Source organism: Pseudoalteromonas sp. T1lg65, from assembly GCF_051930985.1.
Lineage (GTDB): Bacteria > Pseudomonadota > Gammaproteobacteria > Enterobacterales > Alteromonadaceae > Pseudoalteromonas.
The window spans coordinates 1,377,327-1,401,914 of sequence record NZ_CP196837.1 but is presented as its reverse complement, the minus strand read 5'-3'; the positions used below and the strand labels follow the sequence as shown (position 1 = coordinate 1,401,914).

The 24,588-nt window shown below is 42.4% G+C and carries 22 protein-coding genes; 12 read left to right on the top strand and 10 right to left on the bottom strand.

Features of this window, described 5'->3' with window-relative positions:
- The first annotated feature begins 173 nt into the window (after positions 1–173).
- Complete coding sequence (locus tag ACSLBF_RS05995; protein ID WP_440055695.1) at positions 174–668, top strand: peptidylprolyl isomerase; 495 nt, start codon at positions 174–176, stop codon at positions 666–668.
- Between the two features lie 59 nt (positions 669–727).
- The gene (locus ACSLBF_RS05990) at positions 728–1,450 is read left to right on the top strand and encodes a UDP-2,3-diacylglucosamine diphosphatase (RefSeq protein ID WP_440055694.1); all 723 of its coding nucleotides are present in this window, start codon (positions 728–730) and stop codon (positions 1,448–1,450) included.
- A gap of 35 nt (positions 1,451–1,485) precedes the next feature.
- On the opposite strand, the gene miaE is transcribed toward ACSLBF_RS05990, so the two are convergent.
- Positions 1,486–2,283, bottom strand: a complete 798-nt coding sequence (gene miaE / locus ACSLBF_RS05985; RefSeq protein WP_440055693.1) for a tRNA isopentenyl-2-thiomethyl-A-37 hydroxylase MiaE — start codon at positions 2,281–2,283, stop codon at positions 1,486–1,488.
- A gap of 209 nt (positions 2,284–2,492) precedes the next feature.
- Between miaE and ACSLBF_RS05980 the strand changes: the two genes are divergently transcribed.
- Positions 2,493–3,095, top strand: coding sequence for a Yip1 family protein (locus tag ACSLBF_RS05980; RefSeq protein ID WP_440055692.1), 603 nt, complete (start codon positions 2,493–2,495; stop codon positions 3,093–3,095).
- Between the two features lie 80 nt (positions 3,096–3,175).
- Here the strand turns inward: ACSLBF_RS05980 and ACSLBF_RS05975 are convergent, their stop codons facing one another.
- Positions 3,176–4,702: a fumarate hydratase gene (locus tag ACSLBF_RS05975; RefSeq protein ID WP_440055691.1), complete on the bottom strand. Its 1,527-nt coding sequence runs from the start codon at positions 4,700–4,702 to the stop codon at positions 3,176–3,178.
- A 417-nt stretch (positions 4,703–5,119) separates the two neighbouring features.
- On the opposite strand from ACSLBF_RS05975, the gene pabB reads away from it, so the two are divergent.
- The 6 genes from pabB (at position 5,120) to ACSLBF_RS05945 (ending at position 11,928) form a co-directional block, all read left to right on the top strand.
- The gene (gene pabB / locus ACSLBF_RS05970; RefSeq protein ID WP_440055690.1) at positions 5,120–6,466 is read left to right on the top strand and encodes an aminodeoxychorismate synthase component I; all 1,347 of its coding nucleotides are present in this window, start codon (positions 5,120–5,122) and stop codon (positions 6,464–6,466) included.
- The gene (locus ACSLBF_RS05965; RefSeq protein ID WP_440055689.1) at positions 6,463–7,023 is read left to right on the top strand and encodes an NUDIX hydrolase; all 561 of its coding nucleotides are present in this window, start codon (positions 6,463–6,465) and stop codon (positions 7,021–7,023) included. The genes pabB and ACSLBF_RS05965 overlap by 4 nt, the downstream gene beginning before the upstream one ends.
- Before the next feature lie 91 nt (positions 7,024–7,114).
- Positions 7,115–8,491 (top strand): L-serine ammonia-lyase, encoded by a 1,377-nt coding sequence (locus ACSLBF_RS05960; protein WP_440055688.1) that lies wholly within the window; start codon positions 7,115–7,117, stop codon positions 8,489–8,491.
- Between the two features lie 97 nt (positions 8,492–8,588).
- Positions 8,589–8,819 (top strand): hypothetical protein, encoded by a 231-nt coding sequence (locus ACSLBF_RS05955; RefSeq protein ID WP_440055687.1) that lies wholly within the window; start codon positions 8,589–8,591, stop codon positions 8,817–8,819.
- Between the two features lie 221 nt (positions 8,820–9,040).
- Positions 9,041–11,386, top strand: coding sequence for a S8 family serine peptidase (locus ACSLBF_RS05950; protein WP_440055686.1), 2,346 nt, complete (start codon positions 9,041–9,043; stop codon positions 11,384–11,386).
- Positions 11,387–11,400: 14 nt separating this feature from the next.
- Complete coding sequence (locus ACSLBF_RS05945; RefSeq protein ID WP_440055685.1) at positions 11,401–11,928, top strand: S8 family serine peptidase; 528 nt, start codon at positions 11,401–11,403, stop codon at positions 11,926–11,928.
- A 427-nt stretch (positions 11,929–12,355) separates the two neighbouring features.
- On the opposite strand, the gene ACSLBF_RS05940 is transcribed toward ACSLBF_RS05945, so the two are convergent.
- Complete coding sequence (locus ACSLBF_RS05940) at positions 12,356–13,723, bottom strand: YjiH family protein (protein WP_440055684.1); 1,368 nt, start codon at positions 13,721–13,723, stop codon at positions 12,356–12,358.
- Positions 13,724–13,789: 66 nt separating this feature from the next.
- Positions 13,790–14,851, bottom strand: coding sequence for an outer membrane protein assembly factor BamC (gene bamC / locus ACSLBF_RS05935; protein ID WP_440055683.1), 1,062 nt, complete (start codon positions 14,849–14,851; stop codon positions 13,790–13,792).
- 379 nt (positions 14,852–15,230) lie between these two features.
- Here bamC and ACSLBF_RS05930 point away from each other — a divergent pair, with 379 nt between their 5' ends.
- Both ACSLBF_RS05930 and bcp read left to right on the top strand, forming a co-directional pair.
- Positions 15,231–15,764 carry a glycine cleavage system protein R gene (locus ACSLBF_RS05930; protein WP_440055682.1) on the top strand — a complete coding sequence of 178 codons (534 nt, stop codon included), beginning with the start codon at positions 15,231–15,233 and terminating at the stop codon, positions 15,762–15,764.
- Positions 15,765–15,773: 9 nt separating this feature from the next.
- Positions 15,774–16,244: a thioredoxin-dependent thiol peroxidase gene (gene bcp / locus ACSLBF_RS05925; protein WP_440055681.1), complete on the top strand. Its 471-nt coding sequence runs from the start codon at positions 15,774–15,776 to the stop codon at positions 16,242–16,244.
- Between the two features lie 121 nt (positions 16,245–16,365).
- Here the strand turns inward: bcp and putP are convergent, their stop codons facing one another.
- On the bottom strand, positions 16,366–17,844 hold the full coding sequence (putP, locus tag ACSLBF_RS05920; RefSeq protein ID WP_440055680.1) for a sodium/proline symporter PutP: 1,479 nt from the start codon (positions 17,842–17,844) through the stop codon (positions 16,366–16,368).
- Positions 17,845–18,142: 298 nt separating this feature from the next.
- On the opposite strand from putP, the gene ACSLBF_RS05915 reads away from it, so the two are divergent.
- Complete coding sequence (locus tag ACSLBF_RS05915) at positions 18,143–19,372, top strand: EAL and HDOD domain-containing protein (RefSeq protein WP_440055679.1); 1,230 nt, start codon at positions 18,143–18,145, stop codon at positions 19,370–19,372.
- A 207-nt stretch (positions 19,373–19,579) separates the two neighbouring features.
- Here ACSLBF_RS05915 and ACSLBF_RS05910 read toward each other — a convergent pair whose 3' ends face one another.
- From ACSLBF_RS05910 to ACSLBF_RS05890, 5 genes are read right to left on the bottom strand one after another with little or no spacing between them, the layout of a single operon-like run.
- Entirely contained in the window at positions 19,580–20,311 is a 732-nt protein-coding gene (locus ACSLBF_RS05910; RefSeq protein WP_440055678.1) for an MlaA family lipoprotein, read from the bottom strand.
- The gene (gene ccmI / locus ACSLBF_RS05905; protein WP_440055677.1) at positions 20,312–21,595 is read right to left on the bottom strand and encodes a c-type cytochrome biogenesis protein CcmI; all 1,284 of its coding nucleotides are present in this window, start codon (positions 21,593–21,595) and stop codon (positions 20,312–20,314) included. It abuts the gene before it with no gap.
- Complete coding sequence (locus tag ACSLBF_RS05900) at positions 21,595–22,056, bottom strand: cytochrome c-type biogenesis protein (RefSeq protein ID WP_440055676.1); 462 nt, start codon at positions 22,054–22,056, stop codon at positions 21,595–21,597. Before ACSLBF_RS05900 ends, ccmI begins: the two co-directional genes overlap by 1 nt.
- Positions 22,053–22,625, bottom strand: coding sequence for a redoxin family protein (locus tag ACSLBF_RS05895; RefSeq protein ID WP_440055675.1), 573 nt, complete (start codon positions 22,623–22,625; stop codon positions 22,053–22,055). The genes ACSLBF_RS05900 and ACSLBF_RS05895 overlap by 4 nt, the downstream gene beginning before the upstream one ends.
- Positions 22,626–22,629: 4 nt before the next feature.
- Positions 22,630–24,588, bottom strand: a complete 1,959-nt coding sequence (locus ACSLBF_RS05890; protein ID WP_440055674.1) for a heme lyase CcmF/NrfE family subunit — start codon at positions 24,586–24,588, stop codon at positions 22,630–22,632.

Sequence of the window (24,588 nt, the reverse complement as noted above, 5' to 3'; positions counted from 1 at the left end):
TTTCTAAGTAAATTGAAACTTATCATATCACCTGCTCTTTGTGGTCTCTAGCTTTAATGCGCCATCGCAACGGAAAATTAATTTTTTTAAGCACAATCTTCACGAAGACTTTTTACTGCCTTTATTGTGTTATAAACTAATGCCTTACTTATTTTGACACTATGGATACGAACATGGTCGTTTTAGAAACAAATCACGGCGAAATTCGCATTAACTTATTCGCTGACAAAGCTCCAGAAACAGTCGCTAACTTTCTTAACTACGTAAACAGTGGCTTTTACAATGGCACTATTTTTCATCGCGTAATTGATGGCTTTATGGTTCAGGGCGGCGGTTTTGAACCGGGTATGCACCAAAAACCGGTTGAAGCACCGATTAAGAATGAAGCGAACAACGGTGTTGCAAACAAAACCGGTACTCTGGCGATGGCGCGAACACCAGATCCACACTCTGCAACAGCACAATTTTTCATTAACGTGAATGACAATGACTTTTTGAACTTCAGCAGCGAGACTTCACAAGGTTGGGGTTACTGTGTGTTCGGTGAAGTTGCTGATGGCATGGACATCGTTAATAAAATCAAAGGTGTTGCAACTGGTTCTGCTGGTTTCCACCAAGACGTTCCGCTTGAAGATGTGATCATCGAAAAAGCATACGTTGCAGAATAAGCGACTCTGCTGACATTGATTTTGGGCCAGCATTCTGGCCCTTGCTAATTTGAGGTATTATGGGTAAAACCTACTTTATTTCCGACCTGCATCTTGCCGAGCATCGAACTGATATCACCCAAGCTTTCTACACTTTTCTAGAACAACATATGTCCTCGTCGGTCGACGCGCTTTACATATTGGGAGATTTTTTTGAACTCTGGGTCGGTGATGATGAACGTAACCCTCTGGCCATTGAAGTCGCAGCTAAACTCAAAGCCCTCAGCCAATTTAACATTAAAGTATTTTTTATCCACGGCAACCGCGATTTTCTTATCCGCCAGCAATATGCTGACTTATGTGGCATGACACTGTTGCCTGAACAAGCTGTCATTGACCTTTATGGTAAGCCAACGGTAATTATGCACGGTGACGAAATGTGCACTCAGGACCTTGTCTATCAAAAATTCAGAAAAAAGAGTCGTGGATGGTGGTGGCCAAAACTGATGCTCGCTATGCCACTGTGGTATCGCCGACGTGTTGCCGCCAAAGCTCGTCGTAAAAGTAAGGAAAATCAAAAAGGTAAAGCACCTGAGATTTTAGATGTTACAGAGGAAGCCGTGTTAGCGATGTTCGCAAACTATGGCGTGAAAAATATGATCCACGGACATACTCACCGCCCTGATGTGCACCATTATCCTGAAGGTAAGGTCAGAACGGTACTAGGTGATTGGTACAGTCAAAGCTCCTACTTGGTCGTCGACGAAAGTGGCGAACAAAGGTTGTTGTGTCACGACTTTTAAACTCCCGAGCAGGCATGCTTGCCTACTCGGATTAGCTAGTTTGGCGATTCGACCTTAGGTGCACCAGAATGAAACTTAAAGTCACCATCCAATGACTCGATCAGCTCTCGTTCTACCTCTCTAAAGTGTGCAATACGTCCATCTACATCACATCGTTGCCGATCTGTTGCTTGTGCAACCTGATGGGCTAATTCAATGTAATCTTGGTAATGTCTGGCTTCAGAGCGCAGCAACGACACATAAAACCTGGCGATGTCTTCATCTAAGTGGGGTGCCAGCTTGGCAAATCTTTCACAAGAACGCGCCTCAATATATGCACCAATGATCAACTTATCAACCAAGGCTGCGGGCTCATAGGTACGAATATGTTTAATCATTCCTGAGGCATATCGAGATGCTTGCACATATTCAACCTCAATCCTCTTAGCCCGGATGATATCCAATACCTGCTCGAAATGATGCAGCTCTTCTTTGATCAGACGTACCATCTTATCCATGATGTCTTGGTTATAAGCGAACTCTGGCTTGGCTTTTAACTCACCAATTAATTCATTTTTACTGCCTGAGAACAGCCCTTCTCCAATACTACGATAAATAAAATCTTCATAAGGCTTTAACCAACCTAGCAACGCCTGCGCCGACTCATCATCAATTGCGTATTTACGAATAAGAAATGCCGCACTTTGTGCAGCTTTTAGTTCACAATGCATATGATCAATCAACAGCAATGGAAGTCGCTCTGCTCGGGTTGCCTCGGTGATCCAACTTTCTGGCGTTTCGCACGCCAAAAACTGATAGATAGGTGCAAGAAGGTCTGTGTACTTTTCTAACATAATGGGGTTGTATTAAAACGTTTGCGGCATTTTAGCATAACTCTAGGCTAAGAGTTGCTGTTTATCAGCCTGCGAACTTTTGGTTATTTCAATAAAAGAACCAAATTTTGTCTTATTAACTACATTTTCTTGACAAAAATTAACCTATCTCTCATAACTAAAATTGCACTGTGCAAAAATAGTACAGAATTAAAATTGAGGGGCTAATTATGATATTCAATCACCTTTGGGGTTTATACGCACACCCCACAGAAGAGTGGCAAACCATTGATAACCGCCACGAAAGCGCTTTCTACAGTTTGTCACACATAGCGTTAATCGCTCTGATCCCCAGTATTATGGGTTATTATTCTTCAGTTTACCTGGGCTGGAGCATTGGCGTTGGCGAGCCGGTATTCTTAACCCATGAGAGCGCTCTTTTAATTGGCGTAGCCATGTATTGTGCACTCATCTTAGGGGTATTTGCATTGGCTTATTTAGCACATTGGATGGCGGTAACCTTTGGTGCAGCACCAACATACACCCAAACCCTTGAGCTATCTGCATATACAGCGACTCCCATCTTTATGTCAGCGTTTGCGGCTTTTTACCCCGAGCTTTGGTTTGTAGTATCCGTCGGTATAGTCGCTTTGTCTTACTCGGTATACCTACTATATACGGGCGTGCCAATCCTCATGCATATTCCAGAAGAACGAGGCTTTATCTATGCAAGTTCAGTTGTGACTTGCGGTTTGATATTACTGGTAATCATTCTCGCAACAACCGCTATTTTATGGACCAATGGGATAATTAGTCCAACTTTCACTGGCTAATTAAACCGTTTTTTCAATTCCCAACTAAAAAGGAGGCCTAGCCTCCTTTTTCATTTATTTCTGATTGTTGAAATTACCGATTAACGTAACTTACTGTCTAGCTCTTCAATACGAGCTTTCCAAATAGCTGGTCCTTGTGTATGTGCATTAGAACCTTCACTATCAACCGCAACCGTAACCGGCATGTCTTCAACTTCAAACTCATAGATTGCTTCCATACCTAAGTCTTCAAATGCTACAACACGTGCTTTCTTGATAGCTTTGGCAACAAGATAAGCTGCTCCGCCAACGGCCATCAAATAAACCGCTTTGTTTTCTTTGATTGACTCTACTGTAGCTGGACCGCGCTCTGCCTTACCAATCATACCGATCAGCCCAGTCTTCTCGAGCATTAAATCAGTGAACTTGTCCATACGCGTTGATGTTGTAGGACCTGCAGGACCAACTACTTCATCACCAACCGCATCAACCGGACCTACGTAGTAGATAAATTTATTGGTAAAATCAACACCCTCAGGTAGACCTTCACCTGAATTGATCATTTCCTGAAGACGTTTATGCGCAGCATCACGACCAGTCAAAATTTTACCTGATAGCAATACTGTTTCACCCATCTTCCAATCTTGAATATCAGCTTTGGTCAGGTTATCTAAATTTACACGACGTGTGTCTTCGCCAACTTCCCAAGTAACCTCAGGCCAATCCTCTAACTTAGGCGCTTTAAGATCAGCAGGACCTGAGCCATCTAAGGTAAAGTGTACGTGACGTGTTGCAGCGCAGTTAGGGATCATCACAACCGGTTTAGAAGCGGCGTGTGTAGGCGCTGTTTTTACTTTGACATCAACAACCGTAGTCAAACCTCCAAGACCTTGAGCACCGATCCCCAGCTTGTTAGCACGCTCAAAGATTTCCAAGCGAAGCTTTTCTTCGGTAGTTTCTGCACCACGCTCGATCAGCTCATGGATATCAACAGGGTCCATTAGTGACTCTTTCGCAAGTACCGCTGCTTTTTCTGCTGTACCACCGATACCAATACCCAACATGCCCGGTGGACACCAACCTGCGCCCATAGTCGGCAAGGTTTTTTCTACCCATTCTGCGACATCATCAGAAGGGTTTAACATCACCATTTTGGTTTTGTTTTCTGAACCGCCACCTTTTGCAGCGATCATCACTTCAACTTCAGCACCGGGGACCATGTCAATATGAACAACTGAAGGGGTGTTGTCTTTGGTGTTTTTGCGGCTGCCTGCTGGGTCTGCAACAATTGAAGCCCGTAGTGGGTTATCTGGGTTGGTATAAGCACGACGAGTACCCTCATCTACCATTTGCTGTACAGTTAGATCTGTTTTATCCCACTTAACGTCCATGCCTACTTTAACGAAACAGGTCACGATACCTGTATCTTGGCAAAGAGGACGTTTACCTTCAGCTGACATACGAGAGTTTATTAAGATCTGTGCGATTGCATCTTTCGCGGCTTTACTTTGTTCTTTTTCGTAAGCCTTTTCTAGTGCTTGAACAAAATCAAGTGGATGATAAAAAGAGATATATTGCAATGCATCTTCGATGCTATCAATAAAGTCTTGCTGACGAATAGTGCTCATGACGGTTCCTCAATTTCTGCAAATTTCGTTATTTGCTCATGACTATCATTTGACGGTATGTAGTCGTTTTTGTTGAAAGTAGTGCAAATAAATTTACGACTAATCCCAATTCCCTTAATTAACTTATCAACTTTGAGCCAAGTAAAGCGGATTGATAACACCGCTACCGTATCCTGCTAACGCTAAGGTACCTACATCCATGTCGACTAGGCAATAATTTTGCTATTTAGTTGTTCTAAATGAGAAATTATTAACGCTGTTAGCGACGGGTTTTATCTCTCAAATTGATAACGTATTAATGTGAATTGGTATTAACTTGCTTTATACTTTTAACAGCTAAAACGCTCAAACTATGGATTAACAGCTATCTATGATACCCTCCTCGCGGTTTTGGAGCTAGCTTTCGAGTTGAAGTAAATGACAAATGAGCAAATAAATTGTACGAAATTAGAAATTAATAAAAGTAGCCTTGAAGTATTCGAACATTTTGCCAACGAAAAATATGCTGTGTTACTCGATTCCGGCAACAGTCAGCACATAAATAGTCGTTTTGACATCATTTCATTCAACCCTATCCATACACTTGAAGCCATATCTGGCAAAGTTTTGTTGGATGGTAAAGAATGCGATGAAAGCTTTTTCGCGACAATGAAAATTCAGCTACAGTATTTTCATTCTGCTGCCATCGACAAAGAGCTACCGTTTACTGGAGGTTGGCTAGGTTATTTTGGTTATGATTTAGGCCGTTATATCGAAAGCCTACCTGCTATAGCTGAACAAGATATCGCTATTCCTGATGCTTCTATCGGGCTCTACCCTGATGCTTTAATTTACGATAATCAAAAAAGCTGTTGGTACTTTGTTTCGCAACCCGGATATCAACGTTTGTCTGATTACATGGTTAAACTCACATCAGCTTCCCCTAACTACGACACTTTTACCCTCGCTAGTCCATGGCAATCAAACATGACCAGCCAGCAATATAGTGACAAGTTCTCGCAAATACAGCGCTACTTAAGAAGTGGTGATTGTTATCAGATAAACCTTGCGCAGCGTTTTTCAGCGGCATATTCAGGTCACCCATGGTGTGCATATAAACGATTAACAAAAGCTAATAGCGCACCATTTTCGGCCTTTATCAACCTCCAAGAAGACGCTCTGATTTCCGTTTCTCCAGAGCGTTTTATTGAAGTCAATAATGGCAAAGTCGAAACTAAGCCCATAAAAGGCACTTTACCTAGATTGGAAAACAAACTCGCCGACCAACAACAAGCTGGAACACTGAAAAATAGCAGTAAGGACCGCGCCGAAAACGTAATGATTGTTGATTTACTCAGAAATGATCTTGGCAAAGTAGCGCAGCCCGGCAGTGTTTCTGTCCCCAAGCTATTTGATATTGAGAGTTTTCCTTCTGTACATCATTTGGTTAGCACAGTGACCTCAACGCTCGCAGAAGGAAAAACGGCGATTGACCAGTTGGAAGCTGCATTTCCGGGCGGGTCGATTACTGGCGCGCCAAAAATAAGAGCAATGGAGATCATCGAAGAACTTGAACCACACCGTCGTAGTGGCTATTGTGGCTCTATCGGCTATGTCAGTGCTTGTGGAAGAATGGATACGTCTATCACGATCAGAACCTTAGTGTGTCATGAAGGGAAAATCCATTGTTGGGCTGGTGGCGGTATCGTCGCCGACTCGCAAGTCGATCTTGAATATCAAGAGACATTTCACAAAGTGAATAAAATCTTACCCATACTGTCATGAAACTAGACCACTTAATTAGCCAGTTTTTACTCTCAAATGTTTCACAGCCACGTTATGCGGCGACCACTGGTAAGCGGGAAAGTGCCGTTTTATTACCATTAGTAGAAGTCGATGGACACGCTGAGCTGCTTTTTTGTAAGCGTCCTAATTATTTGGCCTCCCACCCAAGTCAAATATGTTTTCCTGGCGGAAAGCTCGAGCCTCATGACTTAAATTTAGCAGCAACGGCATTGCGGGAAAGCCACGAAGAAATTGGTCTTCTTAAAGAAAATGTCAACATGCTTGGCGCACTACCAAGTATCAGCACCCTCACTGGCTTTGTGATCACGCCTTTTGTGGCGGTAATTAAAAACCATCACACGGTTGTGCCACACAGCGATGAAGTGGAGTGTGTCTTTTCTATTCCCTACCATTCCCTTAAAGACAATCAGCGTTGGCAATATTCTGAGTTTACCGCCAGAGGAAGGGCCATTAAAGTTGAGGGTTTTATGACTCAATATGGACTTCTTTGGGGCGCAACAGCGAAGATAGTTAAAAGCTTTATCAAGCTAACATAGCTGACCAGCGCTGCTTTTATCTCGCATAGGGTTACATTATTAACGTTAAGCGTTATGATGGCGCCAATTAGAGGCAATGTGAGAAAATTTTATGATCAGTGCATTCGATATGTTCAGTATCGGTATTGGCCCTTCCTCATCCCATACGGTTGGACCAATGCGCGCATCAAGACTGTTTGTAGCTGACTTACAGACGCAAGGTATCATCGATAAAGTAACGAGCGTAAAAGTAGAGTTGTTTGGCTCATTAGGCCAAACAGGAATTGGGCATGGCTCTGGTAAAGCGGTGATTTTAGGGCTTGCTGGTTACGACCCCGAAACGATTGATGCCGATTTAGTACCAGAAATACTAGAAACCATAGAAAACGAACAAGTTATCTATCTGGATAAAACCCATAAAGCCGCGTTTCCAAAACAAGGCGCGATTGTGTTCCATCGTAGAAAAACCTTGCCAAAACATTCCAATGCAATGGAATTAAAAGCATTCCATAACGATGAGCTTATCCATAGCCAGATTTACTATTCGATTGGTGGTGGCTTTATTGTCACCGATCAGGATTTCGAAAAAGAAAAGCAGGCTGCAATTCAAGTACGCGAAGACAACCCTGCTCCGTTCCTCTTTGATTCAGCAGCAGAGCTTCTTGAGAAATGTAAAGAGTCGGGCCTGAGCGTTTCATCATTAATGATGGCTAACGAAAAAACCTTGCGTACAGAATCTGAAATCAAAGATGAGCTATTTAACATTTGGCAAGTAATGAAGGCCTGTATTGAGCGCGGTATGCGCACAGAAGGCATATTGCCAGGTGGATTAAAAGTTCGCCGCAGAGCACCAAGTCTGTATCTCAAATTGAGTGTTGAAAATCACCAAGATCCACTTCGCGCCATGGATTGGGTCGATTTATTCGCTTTAGCAGTTAATGAAGAAAACGCAGCTGGAGGACGAGTGGTTACCGCGCCAACCAATGGTGCGGCAGGTATCTTACCAGCCGTTCTGATGTATTATAATACCTTCATTAAAGAAGTAGACAGAGACATAGCTACACGGTATTTGCTCACCGCGGCTGCTATTGGCATTCTTTATAAAAAGAATGCGTCTATTTCAGGTGCAGAAGTTGGTTGCCAAGGCGAAGTGGGCGTTGCCTGTTCAATGGCTGCTGGAGCCTTAACCGAAATCATGGGCGGTAATGTCATACACGTAGAAAACGCTGCCGAAATTGGTATGGAACACAATTTAGGACTCACCTGTGACCCTGTTGGTGGTTTGGTTCAAGTGCCTTGTATCGAGCGTAATGCAATGGGTGCGATTAAGGCCATCAATGCTTCTCGGCTGGCACTTCGCGGTACGGGCGACCAAAAAGTCTCGTTGGACAAGGTAATTAAAACCATGCTCGATACTGGTAATGATATGAAAACCAAATACAAAGAAACAGCACGTGGTGGACTTGCCGTAAATATTATTGAATGTTAACAAATATTTTTCTTAACAGCCGGCTTTCTTGGTGTCATGATAGTGACACTGAGAGGGCACTGTGATTAGCCCATGTTAAAAGCTACTTGGAGGTAATATGTCGGGAACAACGATGGTATTTCTTATCGTGCTTATCGTAGTGGGTGGTGGCATTGTATCTGAAATTTATAAAAAACGCTTAGACCTAAAGAAACACTTAGCAAAGAGCTCCAAAGAAGACGAGGCACTCAAAGCCGAATTGAGTGCGTTGAAAAAGCGAATAGAAGTGCTTGAACAACTCGTCACTGACGAAGGCTATCAGCTGAAAAAAGATATCCAAAATCTTTAACACTATTAGGCTAGATTTTTACAATCCCCTGTATGTCTAGCCTAAAATAATTTCATATTATTCAATACTATCTCTTCATCATAGTCATTAATAACCTGTCCAATATGTACCTAAGAGCTCACACATTGATTTCTTAACTATTAATTTTTTTCAAACACAAATTTGCAAAGTGTATATGAAAAAGGTAAATTCATGGCGATTTAGGTACAATGGTAGTTAATATGAATAACAATAAATTTAAGTATTCTTCATTATCTGCTGCAATCGTATTTGCTCTAACAGCATGCGGCGGTGGTAGTAGTAATGATTCGAAATCAACACAACAAGTTGACAAATCTCCAGTTGCAGAAAGCACAACACTTTCAGATATCAAGCATTGGATCCCAGCTCACGGTGAGCTAAACGTCTCTGACCCTGATAACGATCAATTGGCTCTGTCATTTTTCGAAAATGGTGAGCAAGTTACGAGTGAAGATAATGTTTATACCTTTAGCCACGGTTTACTAAAACTTAATGGTATTAAACGCTTCACTTATACCTCACTGACGGGTGAGCCTGCGAATATCGACTATACGGTTACTGCTAATGGTAAGTCTGCTGATGGTCAAATTCGTATCACTAACGTGATTTCAGACCCACTAGCGAACGAACAATGGCATTTGCGTAATACAGGTCAGAGAGCTTACGCTTTAAGCGATCAGATGAAGCAAGGTTTAGTTGACTGGCAAGTTAGAAAATTTGGCGTGGATGAAGAGCTAGCTCAAAACTACTTTGATAAACAATTTGAGCAATTTAGAAAAAGTGAAGTTGTTGCTGGTGAAGATCTCAATGTTTTAGAGGCCTATGCTCAAGGTGTTACCGGTGCTGGTGTTACTGCTGTTGTTGTAGATTCAGGTTTAGAAATTAGGCACGAGGATTTAATAGATAATGTTTTACCTAACCGCTCACTAAATTTGATTGCTACTGCTACAAATAAAGTAGACCCTACAAGTGAAGCCGTTGACGGTGACCATGGAACTAGTGTTGCAGGATTAATTGCTGCTAAAGGTTGGAATGGCCTTGGTGGTAGAGGTGTGGCGCCGGATACAAGCCTAATTGGTATGAACATACTAGGTAATGGTCAAAAGGTTGAGCAAACCGCTTTGTTAACTCATGGATTCCCTGGTTCAGGTATTACTGTAGATGAGCCTATTTCGGTATTTAACAGAAGTTACGGTATCTCTTACCCGGCACACACCACACACTCAGAACTCAACGAAAAAATAGAGTCCTACCCTGTTAAAGTTTTACGTAGTGGTAAAGGTGCGATCAACATAAAATCTAGTGGTAACGACTTTGATAGCTCAGGCCGAGAAGGTGGATTTTGTTCTGATATGGGAACTGTAGACTTGGGTTTAACCTGTTACAATGGCAACTCAGAAGGTAGCCAATCTAACCCTAGCTATTTCACGGTCGGTGCAGTCAACGCGAATGGCCTTCATACTAGCTATTCGACTGCAGGTGCTAACTTGATTGCAGCAAGTCCTGCGGGTGAGTTTGGTCGTTTTGCTCCAGCAATGATCTCTACAGACCCAATGACTTGTCTAAGTGGTCAATCAGGTTATTTCGGAAAAACGATTACTAACTTTACGAATATTTTCGATCTAGAGTTTGCAGTTAGCCAATTTCCTTTTAACTATCCGGGTCACCCAGATAACCCTAGCTGCAACTATATCTCAACGATGAACGGAACTTCCTCAGCTGCACCTAATATGTCAGGCGTTGTTTCTTTAATTCTTTCAGCTAACCCTGAATTAACATGGCGTGATGTAAGACATATCATCGCAAATACCAGTACAAAAGTGGACGCTGAAAGTACGCCAATCGAAGTTAAGATAGGTGACGATAGCTTCATCGCTTTTGACGGCTGGGTAGAAAACGCCGCTGGCTATAGCCACAATAACCTGTATGGATTTGGACGTTTGAATGCTGGTGAAGCAGTTAAAATGGCAAAATCTTACAATGCAAACCTAGGTGAAGAAGTTGTATCTGAATGGGTTGGCGGCGGTACTGTCATGGGCCAAGACCCTCTTCTAAAGGAGATCCCAGACTACAGCCTTGTTGGTACAGAGTATAAGATAAATGTTGAAGATAGTGTAACAATTGAGGCGATGCAATTTAGGTTGGATGTATTCAACCAGGAGCTTGGCTTAGGATTTGAAACAGAACACGGAAATACTCAGACTACTGCTGGCGCAGACCTAGCTGTCGAAGTTATTTCTCCGAGTGGTACTCGAAGTGTACTCTTATCCTCACACCAAGCGCTTATTACTCCTGCTGTTGACTTTAACAAAGGGGTGTATAATTTAGGCTATATTCTGAAAGATGGCTATTTCTTGTCTAATGCTTTCTACGGTGAAGATGCCAAAGGCGAGTGGACGATTAAGCTACTTGACGTTTCAAATAAAAGCTTCCCATCTTCGGATGAGGGTCAAAACGTTGGTGAATTCGTCTACTATCAAAACAACTCAGCTCCTAGTGTGTTAACTGGTGCTGCTGTTCGCGTATTCGGTCACTCAGCAGAGTAAGGGGAAATAACAGTATGAAAAAGTTTAAATTAGCTTCTCTTATCACACTTTCAGTGATCACAATGCATGCAAACGCAGGTGACATAGAAGCCCTTGCTTCAATCAAAGAAGACAAAAAGATCGTTAAAATCGAGCAGCCTGATTTTGGCGCATACAAAATAGTCCATGGTGTTAGTCAGGTTCCAGCTTCATTGGCTAATCCAGAAATGATTATTCAACAGCAGGGTGATATGGCTGTTGTTAAATCGGGCGATACAACTTCAAAACTTACTAAAGGCGTAATTGTAAAAAACCTTTTGACCGGTAAGTTTGCTCCTACTTCAGGAAACATTACAGTGTTACTGAAAAAAGGGAGTTCACCTAAGGCTGTTGCTGAAAGGCTAGGTCTACTCGTTAAATCTAACTTTGCGAATGGAGAAATAGCTGTACTGTCTGTACCAGCAGGACAAGACTTACTGGAGATCTTGAATAAGCTGAAAGCGCAACCCGAGCTGAAAGAAGCGAGAATTGAGGTTTTAGATACTCTATACGAAACTCGTTAACCTAATATTTTTAAGGGGCTCTCAATAGAGCCCTTTTTTACTATACCGCTAAACACTTTTCTGCTTTATCTTTCTGGTAACCACCCACAATAAATTATGTTATCTGTCATATACCCTACCATGTTTCGGCTGAACACTCAGAACTAACTAGACATCAGCTAGCAGCAATAAACCTATATACTCAATCATAATACCAATCCGCTGAGCACATCAGGGGATTAGCAGGAACCAACAAAACTCACAGAACGGCTTGTATATTATTTAGGCACAGTCATGCAATAAAGCTTATTATAATTTCCAGCTTCTTGTCTTTATTGGTACATAGCATTGATTAGATTTATCGATGATAAGACAGAAATATTCAGAATAGTTATAAAAAAGCTCGATAATACCATTATCGAGCTTTAAAACTAAGTCTCAACTAAGATTACAACAACCAATGCGCCATTACTGAAATAACTGGCAAGGTTACTAAGGTACGTAAGATAAAGATGACGAACAACTCCCAGATATTGACTGGGATTTTACTGCCTAGCAGTAATGCGCCGACTTCTGACATGTAAATTAGCTGGGTGACACTCATTGCCGCGATGATAAAACGTGTTGCATCACTCTCTATGCTGCTAGCCGCTAAAATCGAAGGTAAGAACATATCCGCAAAGCCGACCACGATGGTTTGTGCCGCTTTTTCTGCTTCAGCAACATTCAATAGTTCTAAATAAGGCACAAATGGCTTACCTAGGTACTGAAAGACCGGTGTATATTCCGCAATAATTAGTGCTAATGTACCCACCGCCATAACCACAGGCAACACCGCAAACAACATGTCACACGCGTTATGCAACCCTTCTTTTACCGTGCCTTTAACGCCCGGCGCTTTTTCGGCTTTGGTTAATGCAATATCTAGTGCATGTTTAAAAAGACCTTTGCCTTCAGGCACAGTTTCTGAATCTTCATTGTGCTCAGTGCCATCAACATAAATATCTTTTTTAAATCGAAGCGGTGGTAAGCGAGGTACGATAATCGCAGCCACAAAACCTGCTGCACACACTGTGAGGTAGAATGGTGCGAATAGATGCTCTAATCCAACTTGACCAATTACCACCAAGCAAAACGTGATGGAAACCGCTGAGAACGTGGTGCCAATAATAGCAGCTTCTCTTTGTGTATAGTGTTTATCTTCATATTGACGAGAAGTCATTAAGATACCCACACTACCGTCGCCTAGCCATGAGGCAACACAGTTCACAGCACTGCGACCAGGAACTCCGAATAACGGACGCATTACTTTCGTCAACAAAGTACCAACTAGTTCTAAAAGCCCAAAATTAAGCAGCAGTGGCAGCAATAAACCGGCGAGAATAAACACCGAAAATAATACCGGTAATAATTCATGAAACACCAGATTACCCGTATTATCCGAGTGAATAGCAACTGGACCGAGCTTGGTAAACGTCATTACCACAAAGACCATGCCCAGAACGCGAACAATCAACCATAACCAGTTTACTTCAAAGAGGTGAGTTATGGTGGCATGCTTAAGTAAGGATTTAGGCCTCAGTACACTAACGATAATACTCATCACGCCCGTGATACAAATTGTAGCTACCAAAAGGTGTTGAATAATAGGTTTTACCGCTGACTGTAAAGCTTTCGCCATCACCGCAATGGGGATAGTCATCGCTTCGCCAATTGGCACAGGTGTCATAAACAAAAACACACCCAATAGCGAGGGAACGATAAAAGCAAATAACGTTTGCCAATGTGGCCTAGTTAGTGATTTCGTTTCTGTCATTATTTTTACTTCCACAAAAACAAAGAAAAGAGCCGAAGCTCTTTTCCTTCTATATTATTTTCATTCTTAAATGGTTAAGCCTTTCTGTCTTAACAGTTCCAATAGCACTTTGTGTATTTCAGCCATGGTGTCTGTATCTAACACATTGCCATCGCCGTCTTTCCACGTAATCGCCGTGCGCTTATCGTCTGTTTCAGATATTCTAACGTTGTAGTCACCATCTTCAATTGGTAAGACAATGGCTTCATCACCCCAAATAGAGTCCCAAACACTCTCTTCAGGTGCTTTGTAACGAATAAGTATATCTTGCTTCTCGCTGTCGATACGAACCACCGAGAAGTTATTACGCTCTAAGAAGGTAGCGAAGCGGTTCAGTACATTTTGCTGATCTTTTTCTGTCAGTAAAGCCGCATTACCGTCCTTATCGAAACCAAGATCTAACGCCATTATGCCCTGGCGTTTGCGCATTTCGACTTGTAGTAATCGATACTGATAGTCGAACTCTGCAACGACTTGATTAATGGCTCGCACTTCTAAGCGTTGCTTTAATAAATCGTTTAGCTCGACAGAATCACTACGATAATCAACTAGCTCTGCGCGAATAGAAGCCGTACGTTGATGCTCTTTCTGCTCAACGATAAATTTGATTTTTTGCTCAGAAACAACTTTGTCTTCAAACCAAAACCAACCACTTTCACGTGCAACCAGCGTATACCAATCAGAGATTGCTTCACCTTCTGATTTACGTGACTCGGTGTAGCTAATCTCGTTAGCTTGCATCACACCATCAACAGCTTGCCAAATAAAGCTAGGTAAATCGTCAATTCCATCATTCTTATCAAAATAGACGCGCGCTTTTTGTTCGCCCTCTTCTACCCAGCTTCCTTGCGCCAGCGTTAGTATTTGTTGCGGCGCTTGATAGCTTTTTGCTTCAGGTGAGTTGTCATAAGTTGCGACGGGCATCGAAAATTCAGGATCACGATAAGGTTGTTGTAAACCATCAGGTACTTTTACAGGAGCATTTACTCGGTAATTTCTCTCGTGATGCGCGTCATTTGTAAACACGCTACAGCCAGCTAAGCTAACCGCGACTCCAAGAACCAGTGATTTAGGGATCCAATACTGCACTCAATTACTCCTTAGCAAACCCTTTATTATTGATAACTATTCTATGATTAGGGAATGCCGATTTGGTTCAAACAAAGGGCTAAAAACTAATGCTTTTTCTCTTTGCCAATAATGTTGTTCTTATCTAGCTCAGCAACTTTGCATAAAAACTGCTGATAGGCCAAATAATCACAATCAAAAAATTTGCCTTATGTTACTTGTCAAACACCAGAAACACAAGCTAGCCCCGGCGTATCTGACTGTTGCCACTCTTCTGCGAACACAGCTGTTTAAATTATGTACTTTTTAAGGAATTACGGTGGCGCTAATAAACAGATATGCTACTATCTCGCGCTAAATAACAACCATCTGCAGCACACATAAGGATAAAGGTTCATTAATGAGCGCTCATACGAACCATCAACTAGTACTTACCGCTATAGGTGAAGACAGGTCCGGTATTGTCGGCGAGTTAACTCAGTTAGTCAGTGATTGTAACTGTAATATTATTGACAGTAGAATTGCTATCTTGGGCAATGAGTTCACTTTTATTATGTTGTTGGCCGGAGATATGGCCGCAATTAGTCGGGTTGAGCACACGCTTCCATCCAAAGGCATGGAACTCGGCCTGTTAACTATGATGAAACGCACATCAAGCCATCAGCAAAGTGAATTCAGCGCAGGTTACACCTTGCAATATGACGGCCTGGATTCGCCGGGAACGCTTAGTAAAGTCACACGCTTTTTTGCTCAGCAAGGGATCAGTATTTGCTCCCTCAAGTCTGATACCTTTGAACAAGATGAAGAGCTGCATATGCGTTGTGAAATAGAGTTCAACATTCCAGTTGATGTTAATATTGATGATTTTAAAATAAAATTCGAAGATCTATCTCACTCCTTGAACGTAGATTATATATTTAGACGCATTCGCTAAGGATATAATATGAACACGCTACAAGCAGGCGACAAAGCCCCGCTATTTTCTTTACAGAATCAAAACGACGAAACCATTTCTCTTGAAGCCTTATTAAAAGAGCAACAAGTATTGGTGTACTTCTATCCAAAGGCATCTACTCCAGGCTGTACCGTGCAAGCCGAACAGCTACGAGATCACAAAGCAGAGTTAGCCAAGTTGAACACCGTGGTTGTTGGTATCAGCCCAGATCCAATCAAGCGTTTAAAGAATTTTGAAACCAAAAAAGAACTAAACTTTGATTTACTCGCTGATGAGGATCACGCAATTGCAGATGCATTTGGTGTGTGGGGCCTAAAAAAGTTTATGGGCAAAGAGTACGATGGTATTCATCGCATCAGTTTCTTAGTCAGCCAAGATGGGACTATCAAGCACGTATTTGATAAGTTCAAAACCAAAGACCATCACCAAGTTGTGCTCGACTACCTTGCTCAGAACTAATTGATTTTTAGATGTAAAAAACCGGAGTAACACACTCCGGTTTTTTATTACCTTACCTTTGGTTTGAATAAGTGTTTTGCGTCAGCATATCACCTATCCAAAGCTGGGGTAACAGCAAGCGTTAAAGTGACTCTTCAACCTTTTTGAATAACGTCGTTATTCTCTCATGAGGTTCGGCTGTCGCTAAACTCACTGTTACAATGGCCAGTGTCGATACAATGAAACCAGGGACAATCTCATACATCACCGCACTTAAAGGCTCCCCGCCCATCGTGAATGGTCCATAAATCCATACCAATACCGTTATCGCCCCCGATACCATACCTGCTAACGCACCGTAAAAGTTCATCCGAGACCAAAACAGACTAATCAATACGAGAGGACCAAAAGCTGCACCAAATCCAGCCCAAGCATTACTCACCAAACTCAAAATAGAGCTATCTCTATCATAAGCTAGGTAAATAGCAAACAAGGCTACCGCGACCACACTTAAGCGGCCAACTAATACCAATTCAGTCTCTGAGGCATCCCTTCTAAAGAAAATTTTATAAAAGTCTTCTGTTAGAGAGCTTGAACTGACCAGCAGTTGCGAAGAGATAGTACTCATTATCGCCGCAAGGATTGCAGCCAGCAAAAAGCCAGCAATAAGTGGATGGAACAGCAGCTGAGATAAAATCAAGAAAATGGTTTCCGCATCATCTACTTGGATGCCTTTTTCATGTGCATAGGCAGCCCCAAAGAGACCCGTAAATACTGCGCCAAGTGCTGCTACTATCATCCAAGTCATCCCTATTCTGCGTGCTGTAGGCATGTCTTTAACACTACGAACTGACATAAATCGAACGATAATATGTGGTTGACCAAAATAACCAAGCCCCCAAGACATCGCTGAAATAATGCCAATCACGCCTCCGGCACCAACCCATGTCAACATGGTCGGATTCACTTCATTTAAAGTCACAGAAAGTGGATTATCTAACAATGAAAAGGTCACCAACGGTACTAAGATTAACGCCACAAACATAATACAACCTTGCACAAAGTCGGTTAGACTCACCGCCAAGAATCCGCCAAACAAGGTGTATAGCACTACGACGCCAGTAGTGATATATAAACCACTTTCATAACTCATCCCAAATGAGCTTTCAAAGAGTTTGCCTCCGGCTACAACGCCAGAAGAAGTATAAAGCGTAAAGAAGACAATAATCACCAAAGCAGAAACGATCCGAAGTGCGTTACCTCTATCTTCAAATCGGTTAGCAAAATAATCTGGTATGGTAATGGCATCATTTGCGTGTTCCGTATATACCCTAAGTCTAGGCGCCACAAGCAAATAGTTTAACCATGCACCGATAATCAGACCGATCGCAATCCACGTACTACTAAAGCCAGTAAGAAACATCGCGCCAGGCAGCCCCATTAATATCCAGCCGCTCATGTCTGAAGCGCCAGCTGATAAGGCTGCAACGCTTGGTGGAAGGCTACGCCCGCCGAGCATATAGCCAGAAACGTCGCTGGTAGATTTACGATATGCATATAAGCCAATACCCAACATCGCGATAAAATAAATCGCGAGTGAGATTAGTGTACCTGTCTCCAAAGTTACCTCCTATTGTGTTGGGCTTCTCTTCCTAATGTTTATTATCCAGAGCTAACGTTGTTCATGCTCTTTTCTAAAGAACATTGGAAAAAAGCCGTGTTATTTAATCAAGACTATAACATGCCATGTAACTGGACCCAACCAGATGAGACTACTGAAAACAAAAACCAGACAAAGTCCAGAAAACAATACGGTAAGCATTTAATAAAGAACCAATTTAAAATGGGGAATAGTGATAAAATGTAAATTATGCTCTATTTTTAAATTAGACCTGTTTTTAATTGGAGTACGCTTATAAATGTACTTTTACGCGGCTAGACAGCCTATTTTTGATCGCGACTTAACGCTTGTTGGCTATGAGTTACTGTTCAGAGATGGTGCAACTAATGCATTTCCTAAAATAAATGGCGACAAAGCCACTTGCCGCTTAATTGAATACTGTCAATTTACCTGCGAACTTAATGACCTAACGAGCTCAAAAAGAGCTTATATAAACTTCACCTTAGACACCATTATTAAAGGCTATCCTTTAATGTTGAGCCCGGAACAAGTTGTTATTGAGGTGCTAGAAGAAGTACAACCCGGAAAGCGCTTACTGAAATGCATCCAACTGCTCAAGAAAAAGGGTTACACGATTGCGTTAGATAATTATGTTCATCAAACTGTTTGGAAACATTTTTACCCTTATATCGATTATATAAAAATTGATGTTCTTAATACGGACAAAAGCAATATTATCGCTACAAAAGAAGCCATTAAACACTTCCCGGATATAGAGCTAGTCGCAGAAAAAGTTGAGTCCTATGAATCCTTTGAACAAGTCAAAGCGCTTGGCTTCAGCTATTTTCAAGGTTACTTCTTTGCCAAACCTGAAATGGTCAAAACTAAAGCGCTGCAAACCACGCAAATCACGCTCGCTGAGCTACTTTACGAGACTTCCAGCACTGAGCCTGATTTAGAGCGAATTAGTGAAATTTTCAAACATGACGTAAATTTAAGCTACAAGGTGTTGCGTTATGCCAACAGCGCAACATTCAAACGTAGAGCTCAAGTATCGAATATAAAACAGGCTTTAGTTAAACTGGGAATCCAAGAGCTCAAACGCTTTTTATCGTTAATATTTGCGGCACAACTATCAGAAGAAAAGCCCACCGAATTAATGCGTTTATCCTTGTGCCGCGCGCGTTTTATTGAACAAATAGCCAAGCGGCACGGGCAATTACCACACGTCGGTAGTGCCTTTTTAACTGGAATGATGTCACTGATAGATGCAATTGTTGACGAACCGATGCCGGTGGTGATGGAACAACTTCCTATCACTAATGAAATAAAAAGCGCGTTAATACACGGCAAAGGCTTGCTTGCAGTATACCTAAGACTTGTGAAGGCCTTAGAGGTAGGTAATTGGCAAACCATTGAAAGCATTACTGAACGCCTGGGGCTCAATGCCCAACAGGCCTCAAAAATATATCTAGAGTCACTCAGTTGGTGTGATACACAGCTTGAAGCAGTCGCCGACTATCTGTAGTGACAAAACGTATTGCTTAATCTCTTTCCTAACGTTCTTAACACCTGAATAAACCGGTTAATAATTTCGAAGTGTGGCCCATGATAGTGCAAAAGCAGAGTAAGCTTTACCGCCAAGAGCAAAACCTTGTGGGTTATAAAGTGCTGGCATAGCTGAGCACTTTAACCACAAAAAAGGTTGGCAACTGCCAACCTTTTTGTAAGTAACTCACAAATTTTCAAGAAAATCTTCATCAAAATCCACAGGCTCATCCTCAACGGGGGGATTGCCATCATAAAGCTCGTAAAGCTGACGCTGATAATATACGTCTTTCATAAACGTGTATGGATCAAGCGCTTCGTTTAAAAGCTTTTCTTGCGACATCAACTGAGCTCTGGTTTCCACTGCACGTAATGCAAACACCAGCAGTGTTTGTGGTGTTGTCAGTGCAATCTCTGGTAACACAAAGTTGTCTACCAGATCTCCGGTTAGATTCCTCGCCGTTGAGGGGCCCATACCGGGGATCATCAAATAGGCGCCATCTCCCACTCCCCAAACACCGAGTGTTTGACCAAAGTCTTCATCTTTGTGTTCTAGGCCAATATTTTTGGCAACATCAAATAAGCCTAAAATACCGACTGTAGAATTGACGAGAAAACGCGCCACATTTATTGCCATATCATCCGGCTTACCTTGCAACGCCGAGTTTACAGCATCAGTCGGTGCTGCAAGGTTTGTCGTAAAGTTCACAATGGAGCTTCTAACTGGCGCAGGGGTAATTGCGACATATCCTTCTGCAGCTGGACGCAAAATATATGTATCTAGCACGTCCATATTAAAATCATAAATTGGACGGTTCATCGATTGCAGCGGATCTCGAGGATCTTTTCGCTCCTCTGGTACCTGCGCACAACCCACTAAAATCAAGGCTAGTACGCCTGAAAAAATAGCTCTAAACATTTATTTCCCTGTGTTTGTCAAAATTCGACTAATTACTAGCTCAACGTCCGTGTTCACAGCGTCGAGCGAAATCACGCCTGAAATACCTTCTAACTCTCCTGCTGATGGCATCACTGAACCATCATTAGAAACGCGAGCTGTGATCACGACTTCATTGAAATTTGCCAAGGTAAGCTCGGGCATCATCGCCATACTATCAGTTAAAGTTACTGTCATAGGCAAGTTAAAATTTGTAAGCTTTGCTACAGCAAGTGGCATCGCAGGACCATTAGCCGCTTTAGCAAACACAAACAACGTATTATCTTTTGTAAGCCTTTCTTGCAGGTTAGGGTCTATAGATACTGTGACCGTTATTTGTTTTTCAGCAGTTGATACCGCATTGTCTTCACCTGCCAGTTTTTGGTTTATCTCTTGGATCCTTTGGTTGATCATATCGTAGCGCGGATCGTCTTTAGCAAGGTTTGCAAGTAGCACTTCAAAAGCAGCTTTAGATTCCTGCCAATCTTGTCGCTCGTAAGCAATCAAAGCAAGTAAGCTGATCGCATCGACATTGCTCGGGTCGCTTTTTAACACTTGAGAAAGCATGCGTGCAGCTCTATTTACGCTTTGCTCCGAACCTTCGATCAATAAAACCTGACTGTAATTGAGTAGTACATTATGATTTTGCGGTTGCATTTTTAATGCTTTTTCAAAAGCTTGTTTAGCCATCTCAAAATCATTTAGTGACATTGCCACACGACCAAGTAACATCCAAGCCACGGCATCATCACCGCTTGTTGCGAGCTTAGTTCTCAGTCCTAATGCAAACGCCTGTAATTCGTTGGCACTCAATGGCTCACCAGTTTGCATTACCGCACGCTCACCATATTCAGGCAGCTTTTCGATGGCATCATGCCAATTAGCAATTTGCTGATGGCTGCCTGTGTAGTAGTAAAATACGCCGCTTACAACAAGCAGAAAAATCAAACCTGTCGCACCCAATACACGGTTATCACCACGACTCGTCAAAGACTGTTCGGGTGATAACTCATTCAATAAGCGACGTTTTAATTCAATAACTGACTCTTGAAAACTTTGCGTATCGATTCGTTGGTTATCCCGTTCAGTTTGCAACTCAGCCAAACGCTGATGATAAATATCGATACGTTCTGAGTTGGCATCGTGATTAATGGAAGTCTGCGGTTGCTTGAGGATAAAGGGTATAGCAACAAATAGGCCAGCAAATACGGTTAATAAACCAAACAACAGCCACATTTGTGTCAAGTCAGTTGAGAACTCTATCATTATTCAACCTCCCGACGTTGATATTGTGCGATTAGTTTATTCAGAGTTTGCTCGTCTTTTTCGCTCCAATCCTGTTTTGTTGCTGCGCGCTTTTGACGAAAAACAATAAAACCGAATCCTAAAATAATGATCAGCACAGGCATAACCCACAGCATGATTGTTGCGGGTGTGACAGGTGGCTGATAATGAACAAAGTAGCCATAGCGATCAATCATATAATCGATCACGTCTTGCTTTGACTGACCATCGTTTACCAGGGTTAGTACTTTGTCTCTTAAATCTTTGGCAACAATGGCATCGGAATCAGCAATATTTTGATTCTGACATTTCGGACAACGCAGTTCTTGCGTTAGCTCACGAAAGGTCTGTTCACGTTCTTGTGACGCAAATTCGTATTTGTCTTCGGTTGCCGCGACTGAAAAAGTAGCAAAGGCTAACAATAAAATGACTAGGTATTTCACTGACCCAACTCCTGATAAATTGGTGCGAATTTGCTACGCCAAACACGCTCGTTAATATCTCCTGTGTGGTGCAATAAAATTTTACCTTCTTTGTTAACCAAAAAAGTTTCCGGTGCACCAGATACGCCAAGATCCAACGCAAGCGTTCTTTCTAAATCCAGAATATTAAACTGATACGGGTTACCGGCACGGCTTAGCATGTTATCTACTTCTTCTCGTAGCGCTTGAATATCAAACTGATCGCCAAAATCTGGGTCATAAGCTTGTTCATAATACAAACCAATTATCTTGATACCTTGCTCCCTCAGCTTGGTTAAGTAGCCTAACTCTGAGATACACGTCGGGCACCAGGTTCCCCAGACGTTCATTAGGTACACATCCCCTTTTAACGACTCATGGGTCCAAGTTTTATTGCCATCCATAAGATCAGGCAGCGCGAAAGCTGGCATATCTTGTCCTAACCGTCCTGTTTGAATTTCCCTTGGATTACCAAATAGTCCCTGGTACAAAAATACACATAACAGTGCAAAGATTAATAGAGGTACGAAGCCAAGTAATTTACGATTCATACGATTAAACCTCACTTTGTGCCGAAGGTTGACGACGTGAACGATAACGTTTGTCAGCAATAACAAGGAAGCCTGCAAAAGCAATTAGCAAACCGCCTAACCACATCCACCGCACATAAGGCTTGTGATATAAACGTAGTGACCAAGCACCGCCCGATAACTGCTCACCCAATGCCAAGTAAAGATCTCTGAAAAAGCCATCATCGATCGCAGCTTCTGTCATAAATTGCATACCTACATCGTAGAGTCGTTTTTCTGCATGCAACGTGGTGACCACTTCACCGTTTTTAAATACGGTGACTTCACCAGCATGACCACCATAATTGGGTCCACGGATCACGTTTACGCCATCAAAGCGATACTCATATTCATTTAATGTTGCCACATCACCCGGATTCATTCTTACCGAACGCTCAACCGAATATGCAGAAGTCAGTGTCACTGAGGCGATTACGAATGCAATACCGATATGACCTAATACCATCGACCAATAACTCAGGCCTAACTTTTTAACGCCTTCTGCAATGGTGTTTTGGCTAGTCACTTTTTGTAATAGATCAGATGCTGTCGCTACTGTAATCCATACTGCTAACGCCGTCGCAACAAAAGTCAGAGCTGAGACTTGCTCGTAGCTTGAATACAACCAAGTCGCGGTCAGAACTAAGCTCACCACAACCATTAACGACCACTTTTTAATCAGCGGGGATAATTGATTTTGTTTCCAACGCAGCATAGGCGCTAGCCCCATCAATATGGCAAAAGGAACAATCAAGATGGCAAACATTTGGTTAAAAAATGGTACACCGATAGAGATAGAACCTAGTCCTAATTCTTTGTGGATCATGGGCAACAAAGTTCCCAGCAGGACAATAATAGTCGCAACCACTAAGAAAATATTATTTACCCAGAGCGCTACTTCTCTTGACACTAGCTGGTAGCGACCTTCACTTTGTACATGTGATACCCGAGCAGCATAAAGTGCCAAACTCCCTCCGACCACGATAGCTAAAAAGCACAGAATAAATAATCCTCTGTCAGGATCCGTAGCGAATGCATGGACGGACACGATAATCCCTGAACGAACGATAAAGGTTCCGAGTAAACACAGACTAAATCCAGTAATAGCGAGTAATACAGTCCAAGATTTAAACACCCCCCGTTTCTCGGTTACCGCCAGAGAGTGAAGCAGTGCCGTCGCCACAAGCCAAGGCATTAATGAGGCATTTTCAACCGGATCCCAAAACCACCAGCCACCCCAACCAAGCTCAGAGTACGCCCACCAACTTCCAACCGTAATGCCTAAGGTGAGAAACGCCCATGCAGCCATAGTCCAAGGACGTGACCACTTTGCCCAGGTGTTATCTAGTTTCCCAGTTAACAATGCTGCAATCGCGAAAGAAAAAGACACGGATAAACCAACATATCCCATATATTGTAAAGGTGGGTGAATAATCATCCCAGGATCTTGCAACAACGGGTTTAAATCGCGCCCTTCAACAGGGAAGTAAGGCAATAAGCGTTCAAAAGGGCTAGACATCCACAAGGTATAGAGCATGAAGCCTACTCCAAGAAATCCAAGTACTCCCAACACTCGAGCCCTAAGCACCCAAGGCAACGATTTTGACATTACTGCCACCAGCATGGTCCAAACTGACTGCATTACCAACCAGAGCAATATAGCCCCTTCATGACCACCCCATGCAGAAGTGACCTTATAATACCACGGTAAAGTGCTACTCGAATGGTGGGCAACATACGCTACCGTAAAGTCGTCCATCAAAGTGATGTAAATTAGTATCAGAAATGAAAATACAACCAAGATACACTGTCCAACGGCAAGGGATGGCGCCGCTTTCATCAACCGTAAGTTGCCTGTATAAGCGCCCCATAAGGGAAAAATACATAGCAATAGACTCAGTGCCATCGCTAGCACCAAGGCAAAATAACCGATTTCAGGGATCAT

Excerpts from the sequence above, each read along its gene's own strand:
- ACSLBF_RS05890 (WP_440055674.1), bottom strand. The coding sequence starts at position 24,588 with ATGATCCCTGAAATCGGTTATTTTGCCTTGGTGCTAGCGATGGCACTG.
- ACSLBF_RS05995 (WP_440055695.1), top strand. The coding sequence starts at position 174 with ATGGTCGTTTTAGAAACAAATCACGGCGAAATTCGCATTAACTTATTC.
- ACSLBF_RS05960 (WP_440055688.1), top strand. The coding sequence starts at position 7,115 with ATGATCAGTGCATTCGATATGTTCAGTATCGGTATTGGCCCTTCCTCA.
- ACSLBF_RS05990 (WP_440055694.1), top strand. The coding sequence starts at position 728 with ATGGGTAAAACCTACTTTATTTCCGACCTGCATCTTGCCGAGCATCGA.
- ACSLBF_RS05895 (WP_440055675.1), bottom strand. The coding sequence starts at position 22,625 with ATGAATCGTAAATTACTTGGCTTCGTACCTCTATTAATCTTTGCACTG.
- ACSLBF_RS05945 (WP_440055685.1), top strand. The coding sequence starts at position 11,401 with ATGAAAAAGTTTAAATTAGCTTCTCTTATCACACTTTCAGTGATCACA.
- ACSLBF_RS05915 (WP_440055679.1), top strand. The coding sequence starts at position 18,143 with ATGTACTTTTACGCGGCTAGACAGCCTATTTTTGATCGCGACTTAACG.
- ACSLBF_RS05950 (WP_440055686.1), top strand. The coding sequence starts at position 9,041 with ATGAATAACAATAAATTTAAGTATTCTTCATTATCTGCTGCAATCGTA.
- bcp (WP_440055681.1), top strand. The coding sequence starts at position 15,774 with ATGAACACGCTACAAGCAGGCGACAAAGCCCCGCTATTTTCTTTACAG.
- ccmI (WP_440055677.1), bottom strand. The coding sequence starts at position 21,595 with ATGATAGAGTTCTCAACTGACTTGACACAAATGTGGCTGTTGTTTGGT.
- ACSLBF_RS05980 (WP_440055692.1), top strand. The coding sequence starts at position 2,493 with ATGATATTCAATCACCTTTGGGGTTTATACGCACACCCCACAGAAGAG.
- ACSLBF_RS05910 (WP_440055678.1), bottom strand. The coding sequence starts at position 20,311 with ATGTTTAGAGCTATTTTTTCAGGCGTACTAGCCTTGATTTTAGTGGGT.
- ACSLBF_RS05965 (WP_440055689.1), top strand. The coding sequence starts at position 6,463 with ATGAAACTAGACCACTTAATTAGCCAGTTTTTACTCTCAAATGTTTCA.
- ACSLBF_RS05940 (WP_440055684.1), bottom strand. The coding sequence starts at position 13,723 with ATGACAGAAACGAAATCACTAACTAGGCCACATTGGCAAACGTTATTT.
- ACSLBF_RS05930 (WP_440055682.1), top strand. The coding sequence starts at position 15,231 with ATGAGCGCTCATACGAACCATCAACTAGTACTTACCGCTATAGGTGAA.
- pabB (WP_440055690.1), top strand. The coding sequence starts at position 5,120 with ATGACAAATGAGCAAATAAATTGTACGAAATTAGAAATTAATAAAAGT.
- miaE (WP_440055693.1), bottom strand. The coding sequence starts at position 2,283 with ATGTTAGAAAAGTACACAGACCTTCTTGCACCTATCTATCAGTTTTTG.
- ACSLBF_RS05975 (WP_440055691.1), bottom strand. The coding sequence starts at position 4,702 with ATGAGCACTATTCGTCAGCAAGACTTTATTGATAGCATCGAAGATGCA.
- ACSLBF_RS05955 (WP_440055687.1), top strand. The coding sequence starts at position 8,589 with ATGTCGGGAACAACGATGGTATTTCTTATCGTGCTTATCGTAGTGGGT.